This window comes from Paraburkholderia xenovorans LB400 (assembly GCF_000013645.1).
In the GTDB taxonomy this organism is placed as follows: Bacteria; Pseudomonadota; Gammaproteobacteria; order Burkholderiales; family Burkholderiaceae; genus Paraburkholderia; species Paraburkholderia xenovorans.
Genome location: NC_007951.1, coordinates 3,754,846 through 3,775,381, shown reverse-complemented (window position 1 = coordinate 3,775,381; position 20,536 = coordinate 3,754,846). Strand labels below are relative to the sequence as shown.

21 protein-coding genes are annotated in these 20,536 nt (G+C 64.4%); 7 read left to right on the top strand and 14 right to left on the bottom strand.

The features are described from left to right. The first annotated feature begins 13 nt into the window (after positions 1–13). The 5 genes from trmD to BXE_RS16895 all read left to right on the top strand — a co-directional run bounded on the left by trmD (position 14) and on the right by BXE_RS16895 (position 4,803). Positions 14–781: a tRNA (guanosine(37)-N1)-methyltransferase TrmD gene (gene trmD, locus BXE_RS16915; protein ID WP_011489457.1), complete on the top strand. Its 768-nt coding sequence runs from the start codon at positions 14–16 to the stop codon at positions 779–781. Between the two features lie 145 nt (positions 782–926). Beyond that, positions 927–1,313, top strand: coding sequence for a 50S ribosomal protein L19 (gene rplS / locus BXE_RS16910; protein WP_011489456.1), 387 nt, complete (start codon positions 927–929; stop codon positions 1,311–1,313). A 92-nt stretch (positions 1,314–1,405) separates the two neighbouring features. Then, positions 1,406–2,122 carry a CoA pyrophosphatase gene (locus BXE_RS16905; RefSeq protein ID WP_011489455.1) on the top strand — a complete coding sequence of 239 codons (717 nt, stop codon included), beginning with the start codon at positions 1,406–1,408 and terminating at the stop codon, positions 2,120–2,122. 114 nt (positions 2,123–2,236) lie between these two features. Further along, a complete protein-coding gene (locus BXE_RS16900) occupies positions 2,237–3,175 on the top strand; it encodes a CobD/CbiB family protein (RefSeq protein WP_011489454.1) in 939 nt (312 codons plus the stop codon). Between the two features lie 113 nt (positions 3,176–3,288). Further along, entirely contained in the window at positions 3,289–4,803 is a 1,515-nt protein-coding gene (locus BXE_RS16895; RefSeq protein WP_011489453.1) for an IS1182-like element ISBfun3 family transposase, read from the top strand. A gap of 232 nt (positions 4,804–5,035) precedes the next feature. On the opposite strand, the gene BXE_RS16890 is transcribed toward BXE_RS16895, so the two are convergent. The 3 genes from BXE_RS16890 to BXE_RS16880 are packed head-to-tail and all read right to left on the bottom strand — an operon-like array spanning position 5,036 to position 7,564. Then, a complete protein-coding gene (locus BXE_RS16890) occupies positions 5,036–5,356 on the bottom strand; it encodes a putative signal transducing protein (RefSeq protein WP_011489452.1) in 321 nt (106 codons plus the stop codon). Between the two features lies 1 nt (position 5,357). Beyond that, positions 5,358–6,308, bottom strand: a complete 951-nt coding sequence (gene rsgA, locus BXE_RS16885) for a ribosome small subunit-dependent GTPase A (RefSeq protein WP_011489451.1) — start codon at positions 6,306–6,308, stop codon at positions 5,358–5,360. Next, positions 6,305–7,564: a M48 family metallopeptidase gene (locus BXE_RS16880; protein WP_011489450.1), complete on the bottom strand. Its 1,260-nt coding sequence runs from the start codon at positions 7,562–7,564 to the stop codon at positions 6,305–6,307. Before BXE_RS16880 ends, rsgA begins: the two co-directional genes overlap by 4 nt. Before the next feature lie 169 nt (positions 7,565–7,733). On the opposite strand from BXE_RS16880, the gene orn reads away from it, so the two are divergent. Continuing rightward, the gene (gene orn, locus BXE_RS16875) at positions 7,734–8,357 is read left to right on the top strand and encodes an oligoribonuclease (RefSeq protein ID WP_011489449.1); all 624 of its coding nucleotides are present in this window, start codon (positions 7,734–7,736) and stop codon (positions 8,355–8,357) included. A 6-nt stretch (positions 8,358–8,363) separates the two neighbouring features. Here orn and mog read toward each other — a convergent pair whose 3' ends face one another. Both mog and yjgA read right to left on the bottom strand, forming a co-directional pair. Then, a complete protein-coding gene (mog, locus tag BXE_RS16870) occupies positions 8,364–9,020 on the bottom strand; it encodes a molybdopterin adenylyltransferase (RefSeq protein WP_011489448.1) in 657 nt (218 codons plus the stop codon). Continuing rightward, complete coding sequence (gene yjgA, locus BXE_RS16865; RefSeq protein ID WP_011489447.1) at positions 9,001–9,612, bottom strand: ribosome biogenesis factor YjgA; 612 nt, start codon at positions 9,610–9,612, stop codon at positions 9,001–9,003. Before yjgA ends, mog begins: the two co-directional genes overlap by 20 nt. A 274-nt stretch (positions 9,613–9,886) precedes the next feature. On the opposite strand from yjgA, the gene pmbA reads away from it, so the two are divergent. Further along, positions 9,887–11,257, top strand: coding sequence for a metalloprotease PmbA (gene pmbA / locus BXE_RS16860; protein WP_011489446.1), 1,371 nt, complete (start codon positions 9,887–9,889; stop codon positions 11,255–11,257). 147 nt (positions 11,258–11,404) lie between these two features. Here the strand turns inward: pmbA and BXE_RS16855 are convergent, their stop codons facing one another. The 9 genes from BXE_RS16855 to BXE_RS16815 form a co-directional block, all read right to left on the bottom strand. Next, positions 11,405–11,905: a dihydrofolate reductase gene (locus tag BXE_RS16855; RefSeq protein WP_011489445.1), complete on the bottom strand. Its 501-nt coding sequence runs from the start codon at positions 11,903–11,905 to the stop codon at positions 11,405–11,407. A gap of 217 nt (positions 11,906–12,122) precedes the next feature. Then, entirely contained in the window at positions 12,123–13,553 is a 1,431-nt protein-coding gene (locus BXE_RS16850) for a sigma-54 dependent transcriptional regulator (RefSeq protein ID WP_407668622.1), read from the bottom strand. 132 nt (positions 13,554–13,685) lie between these two features. Next, positions 13,686–15,122: a hypothetical protein gene (locus BXE_RS16845; RefSeq protein WP_038457481.1), complete on the bottom strand. Its 1,437-nt coding sequence runs from the start codon at positions 15,120–15,122 to the stop codon at positions 13,686–13,688. Between the two features lie 124 nt (positions 15,123–15,246). Beyond that, entirely contained in the window at positions 15,247–16,074 is an 828-nt protein-coding gene (locus tag BXE_RS16840; protein WP_011489442.1) for a hypothetical protein, read from the bottom strand. Between the two features lie 7 nt (positions 16,075–16,081). Continuing rightward, complete coding sequence (locus BXE_RS16835; protein WP_011489441.1) at positions 16,082–16,795, bottom strand: C39 family peptidase; 714 nt, start codon at positions 16,793–16,795, stop codon at positions 16,082–16,084. 93 nt (positions 16,796–16,888) lie between these two features. Then, positions 16,889–18,280, bottom strand: coding sequence for a hypothetical protein (locus BXE_RS16830; RefSeq protein WP_011489440.1), 1,392 nt, complete (start codon positions 18,278–18,280; stop codon positions 16,889–16,891). 27 nt (positions 18,281–18,307) lie between these two features. Further along, positions 18,308–18,955, bottom strand: a complete 648-nt coding sequence (locus tag BXE_RS16825; RefSeq protein WP_011489439.1) for a hypothetical protein — start codon at positions 18,953–18,955, stop codon at positions 18,308–18,310. Next, a complete protein-coding gene (locus BXE_RS16820) occupies positions 18,952–19,485 on the bottom strand; it encodes a hypothetical protein (RefSeq protein ID WP_011489438.1) in 534 nt (177 codons plus the stop codon). The genes BXE_RS16825 and BXE_RS16820 overlap by 4 nt, the downstream gene beginning before the upstream one ends. Positions 19,486–19,573: 88 nt before the next feature. Next, complete coding sequence (locus BXE_RS16815) at positions 19,574–20,068, bottom strand: hypothetical protein (RefSeq protein ID WP_011489437.1); 495 nt, start codon at positions 20,066–20,068, stop codon at positions 19,574–19,576. Positions 20,069–20,536 lie beyond the last annotated feature (468 nt).

Here is a 20,536-nt window from a genome sequence, read left to right as displayed (position 1 = left end):
AATGGAGAGAGCGATGCAGTTCGATGTCGTCACGCTCTTTCCTGACATGTTTCGTGCGCTGACCGACTGGGGTATCACCAGCCGTGCGGCGAAGCAGGAGCGCTACAGTTTGCGTACGTGGAATCCGCGCGATTTCACGACCGACAACTACCGCACAATCGACGATCGCCCGTACGGCGGCGGCCCCGGCATGGTGATGCTGGCGAGGCCGCTGGAAGACGCGATCGGCGCGGCGAAAGCGGCGCAGGCGGAGCAGGGCATTGGCGCCCCGCGCGTCGTGATGATGTCGCCGCAAGGTGTCACGCTGAATCACGACCGTGTCATGCGGTTTGCTGCCGAGCCTGGCCTGATCCTGTTGTGCGGGCGCTATGAAGCGATCGACCAGCGTTTGCTCGACCGTGTCGTCGACGAAGAAGTCAGCCTTGGCGACTTCGTGCTGTCAGGCGGCGAATTGCCGGCTATGGCGTTGATGGATGCCGTGGTGCGTCAGTTGCCCGGTGTGCTCAACGACTCGCAGTCTGCGGTGCAGGACAGTTTTGTCGACGTGCTGCTGGATTGTCCGCATTACACGCGCCCCGAGGAATACAACGGCGTGCGTGTTCCAGATGTGCTGCTCGGCGGCCATCATGCGGAGATCGAAACGTGGCGTCGGCGTGAAGCCTTGCGCAACACGTTGAACAAACGGCCCGATCTGATCGTGAAGGCCAGAAAGAACAAGATGTTGAGCCGTGCCGACGAGGCATGGCTCGCGAGTCTCGCGAAGGAAGAGTCGAAGGCGTAAAGCCTCAGGTCTTTCGAGCGGACATAGGCGGCGCCGCGCATGCGTGCACGGCGCCAGATGTGAACCCATCCTCTATCGGGGCCGTAGCCGAGCATTTTCTGCGAGGCAGGTACGAACGCCGACAAGATGGACTTAGGAGTCAGTGATGAATCTGATTGCAAAACTCGAGCAGGAAGAAATCGCGCGCGCCCTCGGCGAGAAGACCATCCCCGAATTCGCCCCCGGCGATACGGTGATCGTCAGCGTGAACGTGGTTGAAGGTACGCGTAAGCGTGTTCAGGCTTACGAAGGCGTCGTGATCGCCAAGCGTAACCGTGGTCTGAATTCGTCGTTCATCGTCCGCAAGATTTCGTCGGGCGAAGGCGTCGAGCGTACGTTCCAGACTTACTCGCCGCTGCTGGCAAGCATCGTCGTCAAGCGTCGTGGTGACGTGCGTCGTGCGAAGCTGTATTACCTGCGCGACCGTTCGGGCAAGTCGGCCCGGATCAAGGAAAAGCTGGTCTCGAAAGGCCGCGCTGCTTCCCAGGCGTAAATGCTGTAAGAAAAAGCACCCCTCGCGGGTGCTTTTTTGTTTGCCAGGTCAAAATAGCGGCACGTCCCCTATCCGCTCATTCGAGAGACCCGTTGATCCGCCCCGTCTTTGAGCCTGAAACTCTGCCTGTCGAAGCGACGGGCGCCGATCTGCCGCCAGTGGCCGGCGACCGTCTCACGCCTGACGGTCTGCGCGCACGCTTCGAGCAACCTCTTGCCTGGACCCCCGAGCCTTTCGTCGAAGCGCCCTGGCGCGACACCCACGCCGATCCGCGAGTCGCGGCAGTGCTGGTGCCGCTGGTGATTCGCGAGCGCGGTCTGACCGTGCTGCTGACCCAGCGCGCCGACCATCTGAACGATCACGCAGGGCAGGTGAGCTTCCCGGGCGGCCGTCACGAACCCTTCGATGCCGACGCCACCGCGACTGCGTTGCGCGAAGCACAGGAGGAGGTCGGTCTCGCGCCATCGCGTGTGGAAATTCTCGGCGCATTGCCCGACTATCTGACCGGCACCGGCTTTCGCGTGACGCCGGTTATCGGCTTAGTGCATCCGCCGTTCACCGTGAAAGCGGACGCGCTCGAAGTGGCCGAAGTCTTCGAAGTGCCGCTCGCCTTTCTGATGAACCCCGCCCATCACGAGGAACGCGTGTTCCGCTACGAGGGCGGCGAGCGGCGTTTTTTCGCCATGCCGTATCCGCGCGGCACGTCGGCAGAAGCCGGGCAGAGCGGGAGCGAACTCGGCGGGCACTACTTCATCTGGGGCGCGACGGCTGCGATGTTGCGCAACTTCTATCGTTTTCTTGCGGCGTAAGCCGCACGGAACTGTGCAGTTGTTGGGTGTTTGTCAACGTCTGCGCTCAGTCGCATCCGACCCTGTGCTATCGTTATAAAACAATCGTAAAACTCGAAAAGCACGGCGCATCGCATGACTTTTTTCTCTGTATTGCTGGCTCTGATCATTGAACAGGTGCGTGCGCTGTCGCCGAACAATCCGGTGTCAGCGCTGCTTCAATACCATGCGGAGTCGGCGGCGCATGGGTTCGATGCCGGCAAGCCGAAGCATGGCCTGCTTGCCTGGCTCGTGGTGGTGGTGCCCTGGACGCTGGCTGTCGCGCTCGTCTACTACGTGCTCTATCACATTCACTTTGCGCTGGCGTTCCTGTGGAACGTCGCGGTGCTGTACTTCACACTCGGCTTTCGCCAGTTCAGCCATTACTTCACGGACATCCACCTCGCGTTGAACAACGACGACGTGCCGCATGCGCGTGAAATCCTGAACGAGTGGACCGGGCTCGATACCGTCGACATGCCCGTCAGCGAGATCGTGCGCCATACGCTGATTCATGCGGTAGTCGCTTCGCATCGGCACGTGTTCGGCGTGTTCTTCTGGTTTCTGATTCCGGTTGGCCCCGCGGGCGCTGTGCTGTATCGGATTGCCGAATATCTGGCGCGTGCATGGGCGCGGCCGGTCGACGATCGCACGGTCGCGTTTTCGAGCTTCGCGCAGCGGGCCTTCTTCGTGATCGACTGGGTGCCGGCGCGGCTGACGTCGCTGGGCTTTGCGATCGTCGGTAATTTCGAGGACGCGATTTATGCGTGGCGCAATCATGCGCGCCAGTGGCCGGATGCGAACGACGGCGTGTTGCTGGCCGCGGGCAGCGGTGCGCTGGGCGCACGCCTGAGCGGGCCGCTGGCTGAGCCGTCCAGCCTCGACGCGCTTGCTACCGGCGACGGCGGCCCGATGCAGGTCGGCGACGACTGCACGCCGCGCACGCTGCAATCGGCCGTGGGTCTGGTGTGGCGCGCGGTGGTGCTGTGGATGATTCTGCTGCTGATGCTGACAATCGCGGTGTGGCTCGCTTGAAGTTGCCGGCGAGTCCCGGACAGCACAAGAAACCGGACAACGTCCGGTTCAGACTGCTGACAAAGTACCCCAAAGCCTGGCCAAGCGCCGGGCTTTGTCGTTTAATGAGCCTCATGCTCAAGAAACCGACACCCATGCAGCACGAACTCGAGATGGTCACGCTCGAGGAACTCGTGCCGAAGGACCACCTGCTGCGCAAGATCGACGCGGCGGTGGATTTCGAGTTCATCCGCGAGAAGGTGGCGCACCTGTACTGCGCGGACAACGGGCGGCCCGCGCTGGACCCGGTGGTGATGTTCAAACTGCTGTTCGTCGGCTACCTGTTCGGGGTGCGCAGCGAGCGCCAACTCATGCGCGAGGTGCAGGTCAATGTCGCTTACCGGTGGTTCGCGCGCTTGCGGCTGACTGACCGGGTGCCCGATGCCTCGACGTTCTCGCAGAACCGGCGCCGGCGTTTCACCGACACGACGGTCTACCAGGAGATCTTCGACGCGATCGTGCAGCAGGCGATCGGGCGCGGCATGGTCGAGGGGCGCGTGCTCTACACCGATAGCACGCACCTGAAGGCCAATGCGAACAAACGCAAGTTCGATCTGGTACAGCTTGAGCAGACGCCCTCGGCCTATCTGGCCGCGCTGGATGCCGCGGTCGATGCCGATCGTGCCGCGCACGATAAAAAGCCGCTCAGGCGCGACGGGCCGCAGGCCAACGACAAGGGAAAGAACGACGACGACACGCCGGGTTCGTCGGGGACAGGCGAAGGCAAGGAAACGAAGGTCAGCCGCACCGACCCTGAGAGCGGCTACATGGTGCGCGACGACAAGCCCACGGGCTTCTTCTATCTGGATCACCGCACGGTCGACGCGCGCTACCCGATCATCACCGACACCCACGTGACGCCGGCCTCGGTGCACGACAGCCAGCCTTATCTGGCGCGTCTGGACCGGCAGCGCAGGCGCTTCGGTTTCCATGTGCAGGCCGTGGGGCTGGACGCGGGCTACTTCACGCCAGCAATCTGTCAGGGGCTGGAGGATCGCGGCATCGATGGCGTGATGGGCTACCGCACGCCGAATCACAAACCCGGATTCTTCTACAAACGCGACTTCAGATACAGCCGGTATCGCGAGGAATACACCTGTCCGCAGGGACAGGTGCTGCGCTACAGCACAACGAACCGCGCGGGCTACCAGGAGTTCAGGTCCGATCCGTCGCAATGCGGTGGCTGCCCGGTGCGCGAGAAATGCACGACGAGCGCCAACCACGTGAAGGTGGTCATCCGGCACGTCTGGGAGCGCGCAAAAGAGCGGGTCGATGCGCGTCGCCTGACCGGCTGGGGCAAGGCGATCTACAAGCGGCGCAAGGAAACGGTGGAGCGCAGCTTTGCGGATGCCAAACAGTTGCACGGGCATCGCTATGCGCGCATGCGTGGCCTGCGCAAGGTGGCCGAGCAGTGCCTGCTGGGCGCGGCCGCGCAGAACATCAAGAAGATCGCCCTGCTGGTGGCACGCCTGAAGGCGTGTTTGCGCGTGCCTGGCTCCCGTCCTGGCGTCCTGCACAGGCTCGCCAGCGCGTTTCTGGCCCGCTTCGTCCGATCTGGGGAGACCCCTCGCACGGTCTGCCTGGCCTGAAAAACAAAACCCCACGCTCCGAAAAACGTGGGGTTGGTCAGCAGTCTGACCGGACAACGTCCGGCTTTTTTGTGCTTACCACCTGTCCTGAAATAAGTTGGCACCGATCTCGCACGGGAAAAGGAATGTCAATCAGCACCAAGTCCGAAGCGCCCTCAACACGATGACAGCTGGCTCTTAACCCGCTGCGGTCACCGGCCCGGCGAGCCACGCCCGATCAGCAAAATCCGCTTCACCCGTCCCGTGGATCCCGCGCCGTCCCGCACTTCCAGCACACCGTAAACTGCGCTTCGAGCGTCTCGCCACACTGCCGGCACAGCCAGCCGGGCGTTCCCGCCGCGGGCCCATGCGAGGCCGCATCGATCAGCTTTCGTGCCATTGCCTCATCGCGTTCGTCAACGAGCCAAAGCTCCGGCGAACACTGGTCCGCCGGGATATCGCCGAGCGCGCCGTTCAGATAACGGTTGTGCAGCTCGCAAGCAATGCCCGCGGTTGCCAGCACATTGACCCAGTGCTGCCCGATAATCAGATTCGGCGCGCGCATCAGTCTCATGTCAGCGCACGATCTGGCTGGCTTCGTGCACGAGTTGCGCATACAGCGCATGCCGTTCGCGGCGGATGCGGCCATCCGCGACGGCTTCGAGGATCGCGCAGCCCGGTTCGTGCAGGTGATGGCAGTTGTAGAACCGGCAGTTCGGCAGCAATGGCCGGAACTCGGGAAACGCCCGCTCGAGCCGGCCTTCGGTCAGGTGATGCAGGCCGAATTCCTGGAAGCCCGGCGAGTCGATCAACGAGCCGCCTGTGCCGTCCGCACTGTCGGGCAGCGGATAGAGACGCGTGAAAGTCGTGGTATGGCGCCCGCTATTGAGCGCCGTCGAGATTTCGCGCGTGGCGACTTCGGCATCGGGAATCAGCAGATTGACGAGTGTCGATTTGCCCATGCCCGACTGGCCGAGCAGCAGCGTCGAATGACCATGCAGACGTTCGATCAGCGCGGCGCGCGCGGCCTCGGGCTGCGTCCTGATGGACACTTCCACGACCGTATAACCCAGCGCGCGATACGGCTCCAGCCGCTTGCGCGCGCCTTCGAGCTCGTCGGTCACGTCGGTCTTGTTCAGCACGATCAACGGCTTCAGCCCATTCGCTTCCGCCGCGACGAGCGCGCGCCCGAGCAGGTCCTCGCTGAAATGCGGTTCGGTGGCGAGCACGATCAGCAGTTGATCGAGGTTGGCGGCGAACAGCTTCGACTTGTACTGATCCGAGCGGTACAGCAGGTTGCGCCGTTCGCCGATTTCGACGATCACGCCCTGATCCGCCGAAGCCAGCTCGTAAATCACATGATCGCCGACCGCCACCTCGCTGCGCTTGCCGCGCGGGAAACATTGAAGCATGGCGCCGCCGTCATCCGGTGCGACCAGATAGTGGCGGCCATGCGCGGCCACGACGAGGCCGCCTGCACGCGTGCTGGACGGCGCGCGCGGTGCTTTCGGGGAGCGGCCGCTCATGCGTGCCGCAGCAGGCGGTCGATCCGCTGCGACGCCGGCGGATGCGAGTAGTAGAACGCGGTGTAGAGCGGATCGGGCGTCAGGGTCGACGCATTGTCCTCGTACAGCTTGACGAGCGCGTTGACGAGGTCTTGCGCGTCGGTCTGGGTCGCGGCGAACGCGTCGGCTTCGAACTCGTGCTTGCGCGAACTGAGGCTGCCAAGCGGCGTCACGAAGAACAGGAACACCGGCAGCGCGAGGAAGAACAGCACCAGCGCGAGGCCGCTATTGCCGCCGATCAGCGACGGCCGCACGCCCAGCCCTTCGTAGAACCACACGCACTGCATGAGCCAGCCGAGCAGGGCGAGCATCACGAGACTGATCGCGAAGGTGACGAGCATGCGCTTGATCACGTGACGGCGCTTGAAGTGGCCGAGTTCGTGCGCGAGCACGGCCTCGATCTCGCTGCCCGACAGGCGCGCGAGCAGCGTGTCGAAGAACACGATCCGCTTGGCCGCGCCGAAGCCGGTGAAGTAGGCGTTGCCGTGCGCCGAACGGCGGCTGCCGTCCATCACGAAGAGACCCTTGGCGGCGAAACCGCAGCGCTGCATCAGCGCCTCGATGCGGCTTTTCAGCGCTTCGTCCTTGAGCGGCTCGAACTTGTTGAACAGCGGCGCGATAAACGACGGATACAGCACCAGCACGAGCATCTGGAACGCAACCCAGACGATCCACGTCCACAGCCACCACAGGCTGCCCGCCTGGTTCATCAGCCACAGCACGACGAACAGCAGCGGCAGGCCGAACGCGGCGCCGAGCAGCACGCCCTTGAGCCGGTCGACGAAGAAAATGCCCTTGCTCATGCGGTTGAAGCCGAAGCGCTGTTCGACCACGAACTGACGGTAATAATCGAACGGCAGATCGATCGCGCTGGTGATCGCGATCACGGCGGCCACCAGGGCGATCTGGCCGATGTAGCCGCGGCCGAGCCAGTCGGAGATGGCCAGATCGAGCGCCTGCACGCCGCCGAGCAGCGTGAGGCCGATCAGCACGGCTGCGCTGACCACGATCTCGATCATGGTGAGGCGGGTGCGCTCGACGGTGTAGTCGGCGGCGCGCTGGTGCGCGGTGAGGGCGATGGTGCCGGCGAACTGGCTCGGCACCTGCTCGCGATGGCCGGCCACGAAGCGGATTTGCCGCGACGCGAGCCACAGCTTGGTGCCGACCATCGCCACGACGGCGACGACGAACAGAACGGTGAAGTACAGGGTAGGCATCCGGGGATTCCGTGGTATCTATGCGAGAATTATATGTTTCTTCCCGCCTCGCGGCGGGAAGGGTGAGCCCAAACCGGCTTGCACCAGCTTAATCCAATCTCATACGAACAATCGCCGCGGCAGGCGGGCTTGCAGAGCAGCCGTTTGTCCGGCCACCAGGGTTGCCTTCATGACTGACATCCTCGCATCCACCGAACAGCCGCCGCTCGTGCGCAGCGACATGAATCTCGTCTGGCTGGACATGGAAATGACCGGGCTCGAGCCCGACTCCGACCGCATCATCGAAATCGCGGTGGTGGTGACGAACTCGACGCTCGACAGAATGGTAGAAGGTCCGGTGCTGGCGATTCATCAGAGCGACGAGACGCTCGCCGGAATGGATCAGTGGAATCAGAACACGCATGGCCGCTCGGGCCTGATCGACCGCGTGAAGGCCTCCACGGTGAGCGAGGCCGACGCCACCGAACAGATCCGCGATTTCCTGAGCGTCTACGTGCCGCCGGGCAAATCGCCGATGTGCGGCAACTCGATCTGCCAGGACCGCCGCTTCATGGCGCGCTGGATGCCGGAGCTGGAGCGCTTCTTCCATTACCGCAATCTCGACGTCAGCACGCTCAAGGAACTGTGCCGCCGCTGGCAGCCGGCCATCTACAAAGGCTTCCAGAAGCGCGCGATGCACACGGCGCTCGCCGACATCCACGAGTCGATCGACGAACTGAAGTACTACCGCGAGCACTTCCTGATCCCGTCGGCGCCGGACGCCGCCAATGGTGCGGAAAAAGCCGCGGAATAAGAAAACTTAAGCCGGCCGGGGCGCGCGCTGTGCGTTCTTCGGCCGGAACGCCTTCACCACGTTGGCGTTGGTTTCCACATAGGGCCCGCCGATCAGGTCGATGCAGTACGGCACGGCGGCGAAAATGCCCGGCACCTTCACTGCGCCGCCTGCTTCGGCGTCGCGCAAGCCTTCCAGCGTTTCCCTGATCGACTTAGGCTGACCCGGCAGGTTGATGATCAGCGCCGCGTGCTCCGCCGTTTCGCGGATCACCGCGACCTGGCGCGACAGGATCGCGGTCGGCACGAAATTCAGGCTGATCTGCCGCATCTGCTCGCCGAAACCCGGCATTTCCTTCGTGGCGACCGCGAGCGTCGCCTCCGGCGTCACGTCGCGGCGCGACGGGCCGGTGCCGCCGGTGGTCAGCACCAGATCGCAGCCGACTTCGTCGACCAGTTCGGTCAGCGTGGCGGAAATGGTGGGCGCATCGTCCTGAATCAGCCGCGTGACCACTTGCCACGGCGAGCTCAGCGCTGCGCCGAGCCACTCCTGCAGCGCCGGAATGCCTTTGTCCTCGTACACGCCGGTGGAGGCGCGGTCGCTGATCGACACGAGGCCGATCACGATTTCGTCGGGGTGATTACGCGTCTGCTTACCCGAGTTTTCAGGCGTCGCGGTCGTCATCTTCGTCGTCCTGGGCGTCGTCGGCTTCGGAATCGGTCTGCGCGGGCGGGCCGTCCGCGTTCTTGATCCACTGGAACAGTTCGCGGAAGTAGCGCGGCGGCTTGCTCTGCTGCGCTTCCTTGCGCGCGTTGCGGATCAGCGTGCGGCCCTGCTGCGGGTCGGCGTTCGGGTGCTGGCGGATGAAATCGGTCAGCGCGGCGTCGTCGGCGAGCAGCTTTTCGCGAGTGCGCTCGATCCAGTGAAGTTTGGCCGTTTCCGCCTTGTTGACGCCGTTGTAGGTGTCGAGCGCGGTGCGCAGCGCGGCGGTTTCTTCGTCCAGCAGCGAGCGCATCACGCGGCCCACATACTGCACCTGGCGGCGCTTGCCTTCGTGATCGGTGATGCGGCGCGCTTCGCGCACGGCGTCGTCGAGCTTTTCGGGCATGGGCATGCGCTTGAGCGCGTCTTTGGGCAGCGCGATCAGCGCCGCGCCCAGTTCCTGCAACTCGTGCATTTCGCGCTTGAGCTGGGACTTGCTGGGACGGTCGTAGCCGTTTTCGTCGACTTCCGGCTCGGCGGATTCGATGGTTTGAATGCGGGTTTTGCGTGTCATGCCGATATTGTAGCGTGCCGCGCCCGCCGATCCGCCGCGCTGCCGCGCGCAACGCGTCGCGCCCCGCGAAGCGACGGCGGCGCGGCGCTCAGGCGAGGCGCAGCGAATGCCAGGTACGGCGTCGCGTACCTTGCTATGATCGCGGGATGCGTCACCCGACACGGGCTCGCGCGCATGCGCGAGGCATGTGCTCAACCGGTGCGAATTCGGCGAACACAGCAAACACAGCGAACACACACAGGGCCGCTCGGCCCCGAACAGGACGGCAACGACAATGGCAGCAGACATGGACGTCAAGCAGCGCTTTTTTCCGCATACCCAGGATGAGCTGAAGGAAATCGCCTCGGACATCCTTCGTCACGCGAAGTCGCTCGGCGGCACCGACGCGGCGACCGAAATCTCCGAAGGCGACGGCCTGTCCGTCTCCGTGCGGCGCGGCGAAGTCGAGACGATCGAACACAACCGCGACAAGATGGTCGGCGTGACGGTGTTCATCGGCAACAAGCGCGGCAATGCGAGCACTTCGGACTTTTCGTCGCAGGCTTTGAAGGACACGGTCGCGGCGGCCTACAACATCGCGCGCTTCACGGCCGAAGACGACTGCGCGGGTCTGGCCGAAGCCGAATTGCTGGAAACGGCGCCGCGCGATCTCGATCTCTATCACCCGTGGAATCTGTCCGCGGACGAAGCGGTGGAAATTGCCCGCCGCGCGGAAGACGCCGCGTTCGCGACCGATCCGCAGATCAAAAACTCGGAGGGCGCGAGCGTCTCGGCGCAGCACTCGCAGTTCGTGCTGGCCACCTCGCGCGGCTTCCTGGCGGGTTATCCGTACTCGCGCCACTACATTGCGTGCGCGCCGATTGCGGGCAGCGGCCGCAACATGCAGCGCGACGACTGGTACACGTCCACCCGCAGCGCCGAAGAACTGGCCAATCCGGAAGCGGTGGGCCGTTACGCGGCGCAGCGCGCGCTGGCGCGCATCGGCGCGCGCGGTCTGGACACGCGCAAGGTGCCGGTACTGTTCGAAGCGCCGCTCGCCGCGGGCCTGCTCGGCGCATTCGTGCAAGCCACGAGCGGCGGCGCGCTGTATCGCAAGACCACGTTCCTCGTCGACAGCCTGGGCAAGCCGGTGTTCGCGCCGCACGTGCAGGTGGTCGAAGACCCGCATATTCCCCGCGCAATGGGCAGCGCGCCGTTCGACGAAGAAGGCGTGCGCACCAGACAGCGTTCGGTGGTGAAAGACGGCGTGGTGGAAGGCTATTTCCTGTCCACCTACTCGGCACGCAAGCTCGGCATGCAGACTACCGGCAATGCGGGCGGCTCGCACAACCTGTCGCTGCTGAGCTCGAACACGCGCCCCGAGGACGACTTCGAAGAGATGCTGCGCAAGCTCGGCACGGGCCTGTTGCTGACCGAACTGATGGGGCAGGGCGTGAACTACGTGACGGGCGACTACTCGCGCGGTGCGTCGGGCTTTTGGGTCGAGAACGGCAAGATCCAGTATCCGGTCGAGGAAATCACCGTGGCGAGCACGTTGCAGGAGATGTTCCACCACATCGTCGCGATCGGCGCGGATACGATCACGCGCGGCACCAAGAAAACCGGTTCGGTGCTGATCGAGCGCATGACGATCGCGGGGCAGTGAAGCGGTTATGCCGCGTGCCGGTCGGCCTCCGGTTCGACCGTTGAAACGAAAACGCCACGCGAGTCATTGCGTGGCGTTTTTTCGTATCAGGCGGGCGGCGGGGACCGTCTGCTTCGAGCGTGGCGATTACATGTGAAGCATGTTGCTTCAGGCACCCTTGCGTTTGTACGTCACGAACGCGTAGTCGAAATCGTTCGGCGCGTCCGCGCGGTGCGTTTCATGCGCGACTTCTTCCCACTCGGTTTCGTCGAGTTCGGGGAACGTGGCGTCGCCTTCGAAGTCGGCGGAAATTTCGGTGATGATGAGCTTGTCCGCTTGCCGCAAGCCTTCCACATACAACTGCGCGCCGCCGATCAGAAACGCTTCGGGCGCCTGATCCTGCGCGGCGAGCTTGAGCGCCTCCTGGAGCGTCGCGGCCGTGTCGCAACCCTGGAAGCGGCGTGTGGCATCGCGCGTCACGACAATGTTGCGGCGTCCAGGCAAGGGCCGGCCGATCGACTCATGCGTTTTGCGGCCCATGATGATGGGCGCGCCCATAGTGGTGCGCTTGAAGAACGCGAGGTCTTCGGGAAGTCGCCAGGGCAACTGGTTGTCGCGGCCGATCACGCCGTTGTTGGCGCGAGCGACGATCAGGGTGAGCGTCGTCATCGAATGGAAAGGGGAACGTAACCGGACCGATTCTACCTGACGCGCCAATTCGCACCGCCGAGGCGGGGCTCCGGCCTGCGAAGGCGGCATGAAGCGGTGCCGGGGTATGCACGGACTAGCCGTGCAGATCCCGCGTTTCGCCGCGGCCGCGCACCGCCAGGTTGCGCCGGGTTGCGCCGCTATGCGCGACGCCCGCCGTCTCCGACGGGTGACCGCATCATTCCTGCGCGCCGGCGTCCACCGCGAACGCCGCCTTCTCGTCGGCGGCGCTCAATTCGCGCAGCCCGTGGTGGCCCATCAGGCGGTACAGGGTGACGCGCGAAATATTCAGATCCACCGCCGCCTCGTTCAAGCGGTGGCGATGACGCAGCAGCGCCGCTTCGATCGCGCGCTTCTCGGCGGCCTCGCGCGCCTGCGAGAGCGTCATGGTCTGCTGCGCGGTGAAGTGCGCGAGATCGAGGTCGTCGGCGGAAATCAGCTTGTTCTCCGCCATCACGATCGCGCGGCGCACGCGGTTGATCAGCTCGCGCACGTTGCCGGGCCAGTTGTAGTTATAGAGCGCCTCGATCGCCGAAGGCGTGAAGCCGCGAATCTTGCGCGCGCCGTCGGTCTTGAACTTGTGCAGGATGTGATGCGCGAGAATTTCGATGTCCTTGCCGCGCGCGCGCAGCGGCGGTTCGTCCACACGCAGCACGCAAAGGCGGTGAAACAGGTCGGCGCGGAACTGTCCGTCGCGCACCGCGCTTTCCAGGTCGACGTGCGTCGCGGAAATGATCCGCACGTCGACGGGAATCGATTCGCGTCCGCCGAGCCGCTCGATCTTGCCCTCCTGCAGGAAACGCAACAGGCTCGCCTGGCTTTCGAGCGGCAGGTCGCCGATTTCGTCGAGCAGCAGCGTGCCGCCGTCCGCGGATTCGACCCGGCCGATCTTGCGCTGATTGGCGCCGGTAAATGCGCCACGTTCGTAACCGAATAGTTCGGACTGCAGCAGATGATGCGGAATCGCGCCGCAGTTGATCGCGACGAATGGCGCCTTGCGGCGCGGCGAACGCTCGTGAATCGCGAGCGCGGTGAGCTCCTTGCCGGTGCCCGACTCGCCCGAGATGAACACGCTCGCGTCCGTGTTCGCCACCTTGCGGATGGTGCGAAAGAGTTGCTGCATGGCTTCGCAGGTGCCGACCATTTCCTCGTCGCCGGACTCGCTCACGGGCGGCGCGGCGTCGGGATCGCACAGCGTCACCATGCCGAACGCGTGGCCGACGAGGTAGTCGACCGTGGTGTTCGCCACCGGCATCTTCACGAAGTCGAAGCAGTAGTGGCGCACGAGGCGCCGCGCCACCGGATCGTTGAGCCGCTCGCTGGTGGCGAGCGCGATCCAGCCGACCTGCTGCTGGCGCAGACCCGCTTCGAGTCCGGCCAGGTCGCGCGGCGGAAAGCTCGCCAGGTCGACGATGCCCGCGCAAACCACGTCGGGTTTCGCGAGGCGCCCGAGTTCATGCGCCGAGCGCGCTGCCGCGACGTGCCAGCCGCGGCTTTTCAGATGCGCGATCAGCGTGTCGTCCGGCGTGCGCGCTACGTACAGGAGCAGGCGCTCGACGCCGCAGCCAGCCACCGCGGCCAGCGGCGTGGCGCCGGCGGTCGCCGCCAGCGGCGCCGGAGTCCGCACCGGCGTCAGCTCGCTGGTGAGCGCGCGCGTCAGATGCGCTCCCGCTCCGGCCACCGGAGCAATACTGGTCAGATGAGGTGATTCACGCACGTTCGACCTCGCATCGTTGACACGTCAGAAGGTGTAGGGAAAGCGCACGCCGACCACGAAGTTCGGCGCGTCGGGCGTCAAGCCCACGGAGACCGAGCCGTTGATGGTGAGGTGTTTGTTCACGACGTGGTTCAGGCCAAAATTCAGCGCCGCGGCCGTGGTCTCGCTGCCCGGCACTTTTTCGTACGAGCCCCCTGGCGCGCGCGTCTTCGATTCGGGTTCGAGCGCCATCGTGTACGAGATGCTGGCCGAGTCCTTGTCGGAGAAGGCGAGCGCCACGCCGCCGCCGAACTGCACGATGTCGCCGAGCTTGACCGTTGCCGGCTGGGTTTGTCCCTGCACCGACGAGATGTCCGCAAACGAGCGAGCGATGTTGTAGGTGTACGAAACGCTGCCGAACAGCACCACGGGGTCGTAGGTCTTCAGCAGCGAGACGCCGGCCGTGATGTTCCAGAAACCCGTGCCGGTGGGCAGCTTGCTCGGCGCGACCAGATTGGTGTTGTTTTCGTCCACCTGCACCAGTTTCTGGCCGAACGGCGAGGTGCCGGTCGGCGCCTTGATGCGCAGACTGCCGACCACGTCCGGCAGACTGTTGGTCTCTTTCAGGAACTGGTAGTAGATCCCGAAGTTGACGTCGCCGATATTGCTGCCGTTCACCGACGCATCCGACAACGTGCTTGCCGCGCCGCCCGCGCCGCCGACTATGAAGTTGCTATGCCGGTAGATGTACGGCACGTCGACGTCGATACTCATGCGGTCGGTCAGGCCGTAGCGCGTATCGAGATCGGCCATCACCTGGTGCGACTTGGTCTCGCCCAGGTTGATGTTGCCGAGGAAAATCGCGTCGAGCGCGAGGAAGCCCGACAACTGCAACTGGCGGCGATCGTAGTAGGTGTCGCTGATGCCCCAGTCCATCGTCAGCTTGTGGTCGAAGAGCGGCGCGTGTTCGCGCTGCACCACCGCTTCTTCGGCCTGCGTGCGCACCGGTTCGGCCGCTTTCTGCGTCTGGCCGACGGCGCCGCTGCCGTCGGTCGCGGCCGGCAGTCCGCCCGCGTTGCCGCCTTCGGGCGGCGGCGGATAGACCGGCACGCCGGTCGCCGTGCCGGTGTTGCCGCCGGGCGCGGGGGCGCCGGGATTGACCTGGGCGAGCGGCGGCAGCGGCACCGGCAAGCCGTCGGCGCCGGGCTGTTCGGCCACCGCTTCGCTGCCGGCCGGCGCGCCGGCGCCCGGTATGCCGCGGCCGCGTTGCGCCATCTCCAGATTGGTCACCTGGCGCTCGAGAGAATGAATCTGCCGCTGTTGTTCGTCGACGACCCGCATCAACGTATTCAGACGTTCTTCGACCGATTGTCCGGCGAGCGCCTGCGCGCTCGCCCCTTGCGAAAGTGCGAATAGCATGACGGCGGCCGGAATGGCTGCCAGTGCCATGCGTGGCACTTTTTTCGATGAAAGATTATTCATTTTGTGTTCCCCCGGTATTCCGGCTGCGCGCCGCCCGTCTCCGGTCCCATGCAACGTGGTTGCTGACGGTGCGCGGCCTGTCGGTACTGCTGGTGCTACGCTCGGCGGGTGGCGGCCCGCATGCTTATCTCCTGTTTTGCAGGGCTTGTAGAACACCTGACTGACGGATCATGGCGGCCGACATCTGCTGCGTCTGCAAATGCAGCTGCAATGCGTTGGCGACCTGCTGGTTATTGCCCGCGATCTGCAGCAACTGGGCGATTTGCCCGTTGCCCGGTGCGATGGTCTGGGTGGCGAGTCCAGCCGGCGTCTGCAGCGCGACGCTGATGCCGTTGCTGCCGAACGAGATGCCGGCTTTGACGGAGCCGGTCGAATTGCTGGCCGCGGCTGACGGGGCATTGGCGGCGCCCGCGAGGAACGAGGCGTTGTTGTTGAAATCGATGAGCGCGGAGTTGATGCCGCTGTTACGGTCGCCGGCTACCTGCGTGACTTGCGAGACCCCGTTGACCGAAATGCGCTGCCCGCCGTTCGCCTGGGCATTGGGATCGGCCCCGGAGCCGGCCGCGCCGACATGACTGCCGGGGCCGCCGCCGCTCACGCTTGCCAGCGTGCTGACGCTGCTGCTCACCTGGCCGGCCGCGTTCCGTGCCGCGTTGAGCGTGCCCTGGGCGAGCGCGGTCACGCCGTTGGGCAACTGCCATTGAGAAATGATGTTCAGAACGAAGCCGGAGATCATCGTGCCGCCGGCATACTTGCCGGTCTGGCCGGCGAGGACATCGTCGTCCACCATCTGCACCTTGACGGCGGCGGAGCCGGTGTCATGAGAAGCGGCAAATTCAGGCGCCGGTGCCGCGCCGGCGCCGGCTGCTGCCCGGGCGTTGCCGCTGATTGCGCTCAAGCCGCACATCGCGGTGCAGATCGCGAGCCCGAGTTGGGTGAGGTGTTGCTTCATGGTTGGTTCAGAACAGGTCTGCCTTGATCAAGCCGTACTCGACGAAGGGAGTCGCGGCGGTGCCGTTGGCCAGCGCGCTGGCGCGCAGCTTGAGCGCGAGCGACTCGTTGTCCTGCAAGAGCGGGGAATCCTCCCTGAAGGGTTTGCCGAGGACCGCGAAGACGAGGCCGTTCCAGCTCCGCACGAAGTCCTCTTCGAGCACGATGCGATTGCCGAGCGCGGGATCCGCAATGAACACGCGGCCGTCCTGCGCATGCTTGACGATCACGAAATGCTCGTACCCGTCGATGTTCATGAGAACCATCACGGGAATCTGCAAGTGTTGGAGCGCGTTGGCGTTGACCCGGAAGCCGCGGCCGCGCAAACCGATGGTCTCGACGAATTTCTTCATGTCGAGCATGGAGAAGCCATTCCTGACGACGACTTCAGGTGTGGAGAACACCATCATCCGGCGGATCAGTTCGGTTTCCGGAATATCGATGCCGTAGCCGTACTTGAGGAGCGTGGCCAGCGCCGCCGCACCGCAGCTGTAGTCGAACTGCTGGTTGACGATGTGGCTGTAGCGGATGTCCTTCATCGAACGCACCGTTTTTTTCAACGGAACGCCCGCCAGCGTGGACGTGTCGATGCTCGCCTGTGCGTAACTCTGGCCCGCGCACAGCGTGCAGCCTGCCAGCGCTACAGCGAACCGTAGCGCCGGGAACCCCTTGAACCCGGACATGCTGGTCTCCTGCTCCATACGCGCCGGCCGCTGCGAATGGCTGCCGGCGCGTCCCCCTCAACTGCCTGCTGGCTTCTGTTGCCTGCTGCCGGCTTAGTGGCCGCTGTTCAGCGCGGCGATTGCCAGGCCGTTGTGCTGCAGGTTGCCCGCGCCGCCGGCAATGTTCACGCCGATGTTGCCCGACGCGTTGGCGAGCGAGTTGGCGCCCAGCATCGCGGTGCCCTGGAATTGACCCGTAACCGTCATGCCGGCGGTTTGCGAGTTGTCGTCCGTGGCGACCATCGCCGTGGTCAGCGCATTGCCAGGCTTGGTCGTCGTCACGGCACCGGCGAGGCTGTTGTTCTGCACGTTGCCGATACCCGAGGCGACGTTCACGCCGACGTTGCCCGTCACACCCGACAGCGAACCATCCCCGATCGACGCGTTCAGATTGAAGTTGTTGATCCGGGCTGTGCCGCTCGACGATTGCGCGTTGAAGATCTGCGCGTTGCCGAACACGTTGCCGATGTCGACCGAGGCGAGCGCCACGTCGTTGCTCTGCGCGTTGTTGATGCCTTCCGCGATGTTGATGCCGAGGTTGCCCGAGACGCCGTTGCCCGCATTGGTGCCGGTCGTGGCGTTCAGCGTGCCGGCCACCTGCGTGTTGGTGTGCTGCGTGACGAAGCCCCGGGTGGTCACGTCCGTGGTGGTGAGGCTGGCGTCGACGCCGAAGGCCGCGGCATAAGCGTCGCTGGACGAGGTCCGGCTGGTCTGATAGCCGGACGACTGTTCGCCGACCGCCGCGAAGCCCGAACCTTCGCTCGCCTTGTAACCCCATACCTTGCCCTGTCCGGATGCTTCCGATGCCTCGAAGCCGCCGGCGAGGCCCGACGTGTTGGCGTAGCTCGATTCGTTGTAGCCGGCCTGCAGGCCGCCGGCTGCATGGAAGGTCCCGGCGCCGAAGAACGGCGTATTGAAGGCCGCATAGTTGTAGTTGCCGCCGATCGAACCGCCGGCTGCGATATGGCCGCCCGAGTTCTGGCTGGTATGCGTGAAGCCGCCTGCGATCCCCGCTGCCTGCTGGCTGGTCTGATAACCGCCGCCGGCAACGGAACTGCTCTGGCTGCCGTACACGTAGCCGCCCGATGCCTGATAGCCCTGCGCGCCGGCCGACGACGTCGAGTGGCTTTGCGTTGCCAGGGCAAAGACCGACCCGCCGCCCTTGATCGACGACGTGTTGTTGTTGGTGGTGGTCGTCATCCGGCCGGTCGTGTAGCTTTGCGCTTGCGGATTGAGCGTTGCGTTGACGTTGACGCTCTGGCTGTTGTTGATCACCGCGCCCGCCGTGCTGGACACGTGTACGCAGCCATACAGGCCGACCAGACCTTCCACGCCGACAGCCTCGCCGATCAGCGTGGCATTGAACAGGTAGGCCTTTTGCGGCGCGGCAAACGCGCTGCCGGATGCAGCAACGAGAACGGCTGCGGCAATAAGAGTGCGCTTCATGATTCGCTCCGATACTTTTAAGAGTCGTCAGTTAAAAAAAGTGCCCGCCGGGGGACGGAGCACAAAACTGTTTGCCGTGGCATTACCGGCACCGGCTGTCTGGTTGATCTGCACGATCCCGCTGACGTTCCTGAAGGCATCGTTTGAGATGTTTGTCTCGCGTACGCCACGAAGCCCGATGGATTGCCCCAGACCTCCGTTTTTCGGGGCCGTCGCGGATAGCTCCCCATCCGCGACGGTCTCGACTCCGAGCGCCGCAGTGCCCAATTGGGTGCTGTTGCGCTGCAGATTCCCTGCTCCGGCGGACTGGTTCACCAGCACCGCGCCGGATGAATTCGAAAAAGCATTGGCTTCGATCGACGCCCGCGCGTTCGTGACCTTCGCGGCCACGGCGGCGCTTTGCATGCTGGCGTTGTCGTTGCCGGCCACGCCGCCGTTCGACACCGTGATCTGATTGGCTTGTGCGTTGTTCAGGCCGGCCGTTTCATTGACCGCGAACGCGCCCGTCACGCCGGCTGCCGCGCCGTTGGCGAGGGTCGAGGTGGCGCCGACTGTCGGCACCGATTGCGCGCTGGCGTGACTCGTCACCAGCGCGGCGCCGGCGATGCAGATGCACAGCGCCGCATGCAGCGAACCCAGCGAACGCAGCTTGAGAGAGTTCACGAGCGGGTTCATTTCAGACCTCCGAGCGCGCCGGTGAGGGTGTTCGATAGCGGCGCCAGCGCGCCCGTTACCGACGAGGTGATCGTCCCGCCGATGCCGGGAGCGGGCAGACCGATGCCGCCGGAATTCAGCGCGACGTTGTTGCCGGTCGCCTTGCCGCTAAGGATCTGGGTCACCGCCTGCATGCCCGTGCCGGTGCCGCCGAGCACGCCGCCGTCCGCCACGCCGCTGGACCCGTGCGCATTCGTCAGATCGGTATCGCCCACGATCTGGGCGACAGCCGGATTGAACGAGTTGGCCGGGAACGTGGTGGCGCGCACGGCGACCGGGTCCTGGCTCTTCGGCACCGGTATGAAAGCGTCGCGCGGCGTAACCGTGCGCTCGACGATGATGTCGCCGGGATTGACGACTTGCTGCGCCATGACGTCGACGGCAAAACCGGCGGTGAGCGCGGCGAGAACGCTTGCCAGCGCGGCCGGCGACGGCTTGGGCAGTGTGAGCCGCGACCTGAATGCGCGCGGCGTCCGGATAGAGGTGCTCATGTCGGTCCCTGTCTGCGTGCTGTCCTGTATGCGGGCGGTGTGTTCGCGACACCGCCCGCCCTGTTTTTGCATCGCTAAATAGTTCGGGCTACTTTCTTTGGTAACTGGCGACGTTGCCCTGCGCCGCGCGCGCTGCATCGACCGGAATCGGCAAAGGCGGGGGCGGGGCGATTTCGTCCCACAGCGTTACGCTGCCGCCGCCGCCGTTGCCGCGCATGAGCTGCGGCGTAGCGGCGACCATCACCATGCCGACCGCGCCGCCGCGTTGTCGCGAGAGCGCCTGGTCGTCGAGTGAAAAATCGTTCATGGATGTACCATCGGCCGGAAGGTTAAGCGCGTTGGCGGCAAGCCGGCGGAAGGCCGCGGCGGCGGGCGCGTTCGTATCGGACGCAGCGTCTGTTGCGATCGTCGCGTCGCGGGAGGTGGCGGAACCTGCATCGGAAGATTCCGCCAGCGTGGCGGATTGGGCCGCTTCGGCCTGCTGTGCATTGGCGCCAATGGGCAGCATGGTCAGCGCGATTGCGGTGCAAAGGGCCGCATATGGTGCAATGCGGCTCAGATCGATGCGGAAAACAGGTCGCATGATGTGTCTCCCTGGTGCACGCCATTTAGCGAAACGTGTGCCATCGCTCGCAATCCATTGATGCATCGGGATGCGAATGAAAACCTCGGAGCAACAATTCAGAAATTGGACGAAAATGTTTCAGCGCTGAAACGACAGGCAGGAAATACCTCTGAATTGTTAATCGGGGCGGTACGAAGTACCTTGGGTCTACGCCATGAAAAGCGCTTCCACTAATCTTTTATTCGTCGGCTGAATAACTATTTATCGCCTGCAGAGCCTTGCTGGGTATGGGGTGCGCGATTAAATTCGCATAACTGTTTTCCAAGCGGCGCGCGTATAGTAAGCTCTCGAAAAAGAGCTTCAGATTTAAAAAAGCCCGCTAACGGGCCGTCTCAAACACACACGCCGCTTTCTTGGGGATCAGCTGTCCGCACGGAATGGAATGGCCGTTCGGTTTTTGCTTTTTCGCGAATCCCGAATGAGTCA

Excerpts from the sequence above, each read along its gene's own strand:
- trmD (WP_011489457.1), top strand. The coding sequence starts at position 14 with ATGCAGTTCGATGTCGTCACGCTCTTTCCTGACATGTTTCGTGCGCTG.
- rplS (WP_011489456.1), top strand. The coding sequence starts at position 927 with ATGAATCTGATTGCAAAACTCGAGCAGGAAGAAATCGCGCGCGCCCTC.
- BXE_RS16900 (WP_011489454.1), top strand. The coding sequence starts at position 2,237 with ATGACTTTTTTCTCTGTATTGCTGGCTCTGATCATTGAACAGGTGCGT.
- BXE_RS16895 (WP_011489453.1), top strand. The coding sequence starts at position 3,289 with ATGCTCAAGAAACCGACACCCATGCAGCACGAACTCGAGATGGTCACG.
- BXE_RS16890 (WP_011489452.1), bottom strand. The coding sequence starts at position 5,356 with ATGAGACTGATGCGCGCGCCGAATCTGATTATCGGGCAGCACTGGGTC.
- rsgA (WP_011489451.1), bottom strand. The coding sequence starts at position 6,308 with ATGAGCGGCCGCTCCCCGAAAGCACCGCGCGCGCCGTCCAGCACGCGT.
- BXE_RS16880 (WP_011489450.1), bottom strand. The coding sequence starts at position 7,564 with ATGCCTACCCTGTACTTCACCGTTCTGTTCGTCGTCGCCGTCGTGGCG.
- orn (WP_011489449.1), top strand. The coding sequence starts at position 7,734 with ATGACTGACATCCTCGCATCCACCGAACAGCCGCCGCTCGTGCGCAGC.
- mog (WP_011489448.1), bottom strand. The coding sequence starts at position 9,020 with ATGACGACCGCGACGCCTGAAAACTCGGGTAAGCAGACGCGTAATCAC.
- yjgA (WP_011489447.1), bottom strand. The coding sequence starts at position 9,612 with ATGACACGCAAAACCCGCATTCAAACCATCGAATCCGCCGAGCCGGAA.
- pmbA (WP_011489446.1), top strand. The coding sequence starts at position 9,887 with ATGGCAGCAGACATGGACGTCAAGCAGCGCTTTTTTCCGCATACCCAG.
- BXE_RS16855 (WP_011489445.1), bottom strand. The coding sequence starts at position 11,905 with ATGACGACGCTCACCCTGATCGTCGCTCGCGCCAACAACGGCGTGATC.
- BXE_RS16845 (WP_038457481.1), bottom strand. The coding sequence starts at position 15,122 with ATGAATAATCTTTCATCGAAAAAAGTGCCACGCATGGCACTGGCAGCC.
- BXE_RS16840 (WP_011489442.1), bottom strand. The coding sequence starts at position 16,074 with ATGAAGCAACACCTCACCCAACTCGGGCTCGCGATCTGCACCGCGATG.
- BXE_RS16835 (WP_011489441.1), bottom strand. The coding sequence starts at position 16,795 with ATGTCCGGGTTCAAGGGGTTCCCGGCGCTACGGTTCGCTGTAGCGCTG.
- BXE_RS16830 (WP_011489440.1), bottom strand. The coding sequence starts at position 18,280 with ATGAAGCGCACTCTTATTGCCGCAGCCGTTCTCGTTGCTGCATCCGGC.
- BXE_RS16825 (WP_011489439.1), bottom strand. The coding sequence starts at position 18,955 with ATGAACCCGCTCGTGAACTCTCTCAAGCTGCGTTCGCTGGGTTCGCTG.
- BXE_RS16820 (WP_011489438.1), bottom strand. The coding sequence starts at position 19,485 with ATGAGCACCTCTATCCGGACGCCGCGCGCATTCAGGTCGCGGCTCACA.
- BXE_RS16815 (WP_011489437.1), bottom strand. The coding sequence starts at position 20,068 with ATGCGACCTGTTTTCCGCATCGATCTGAGCCGCATTGCACCATATGCG.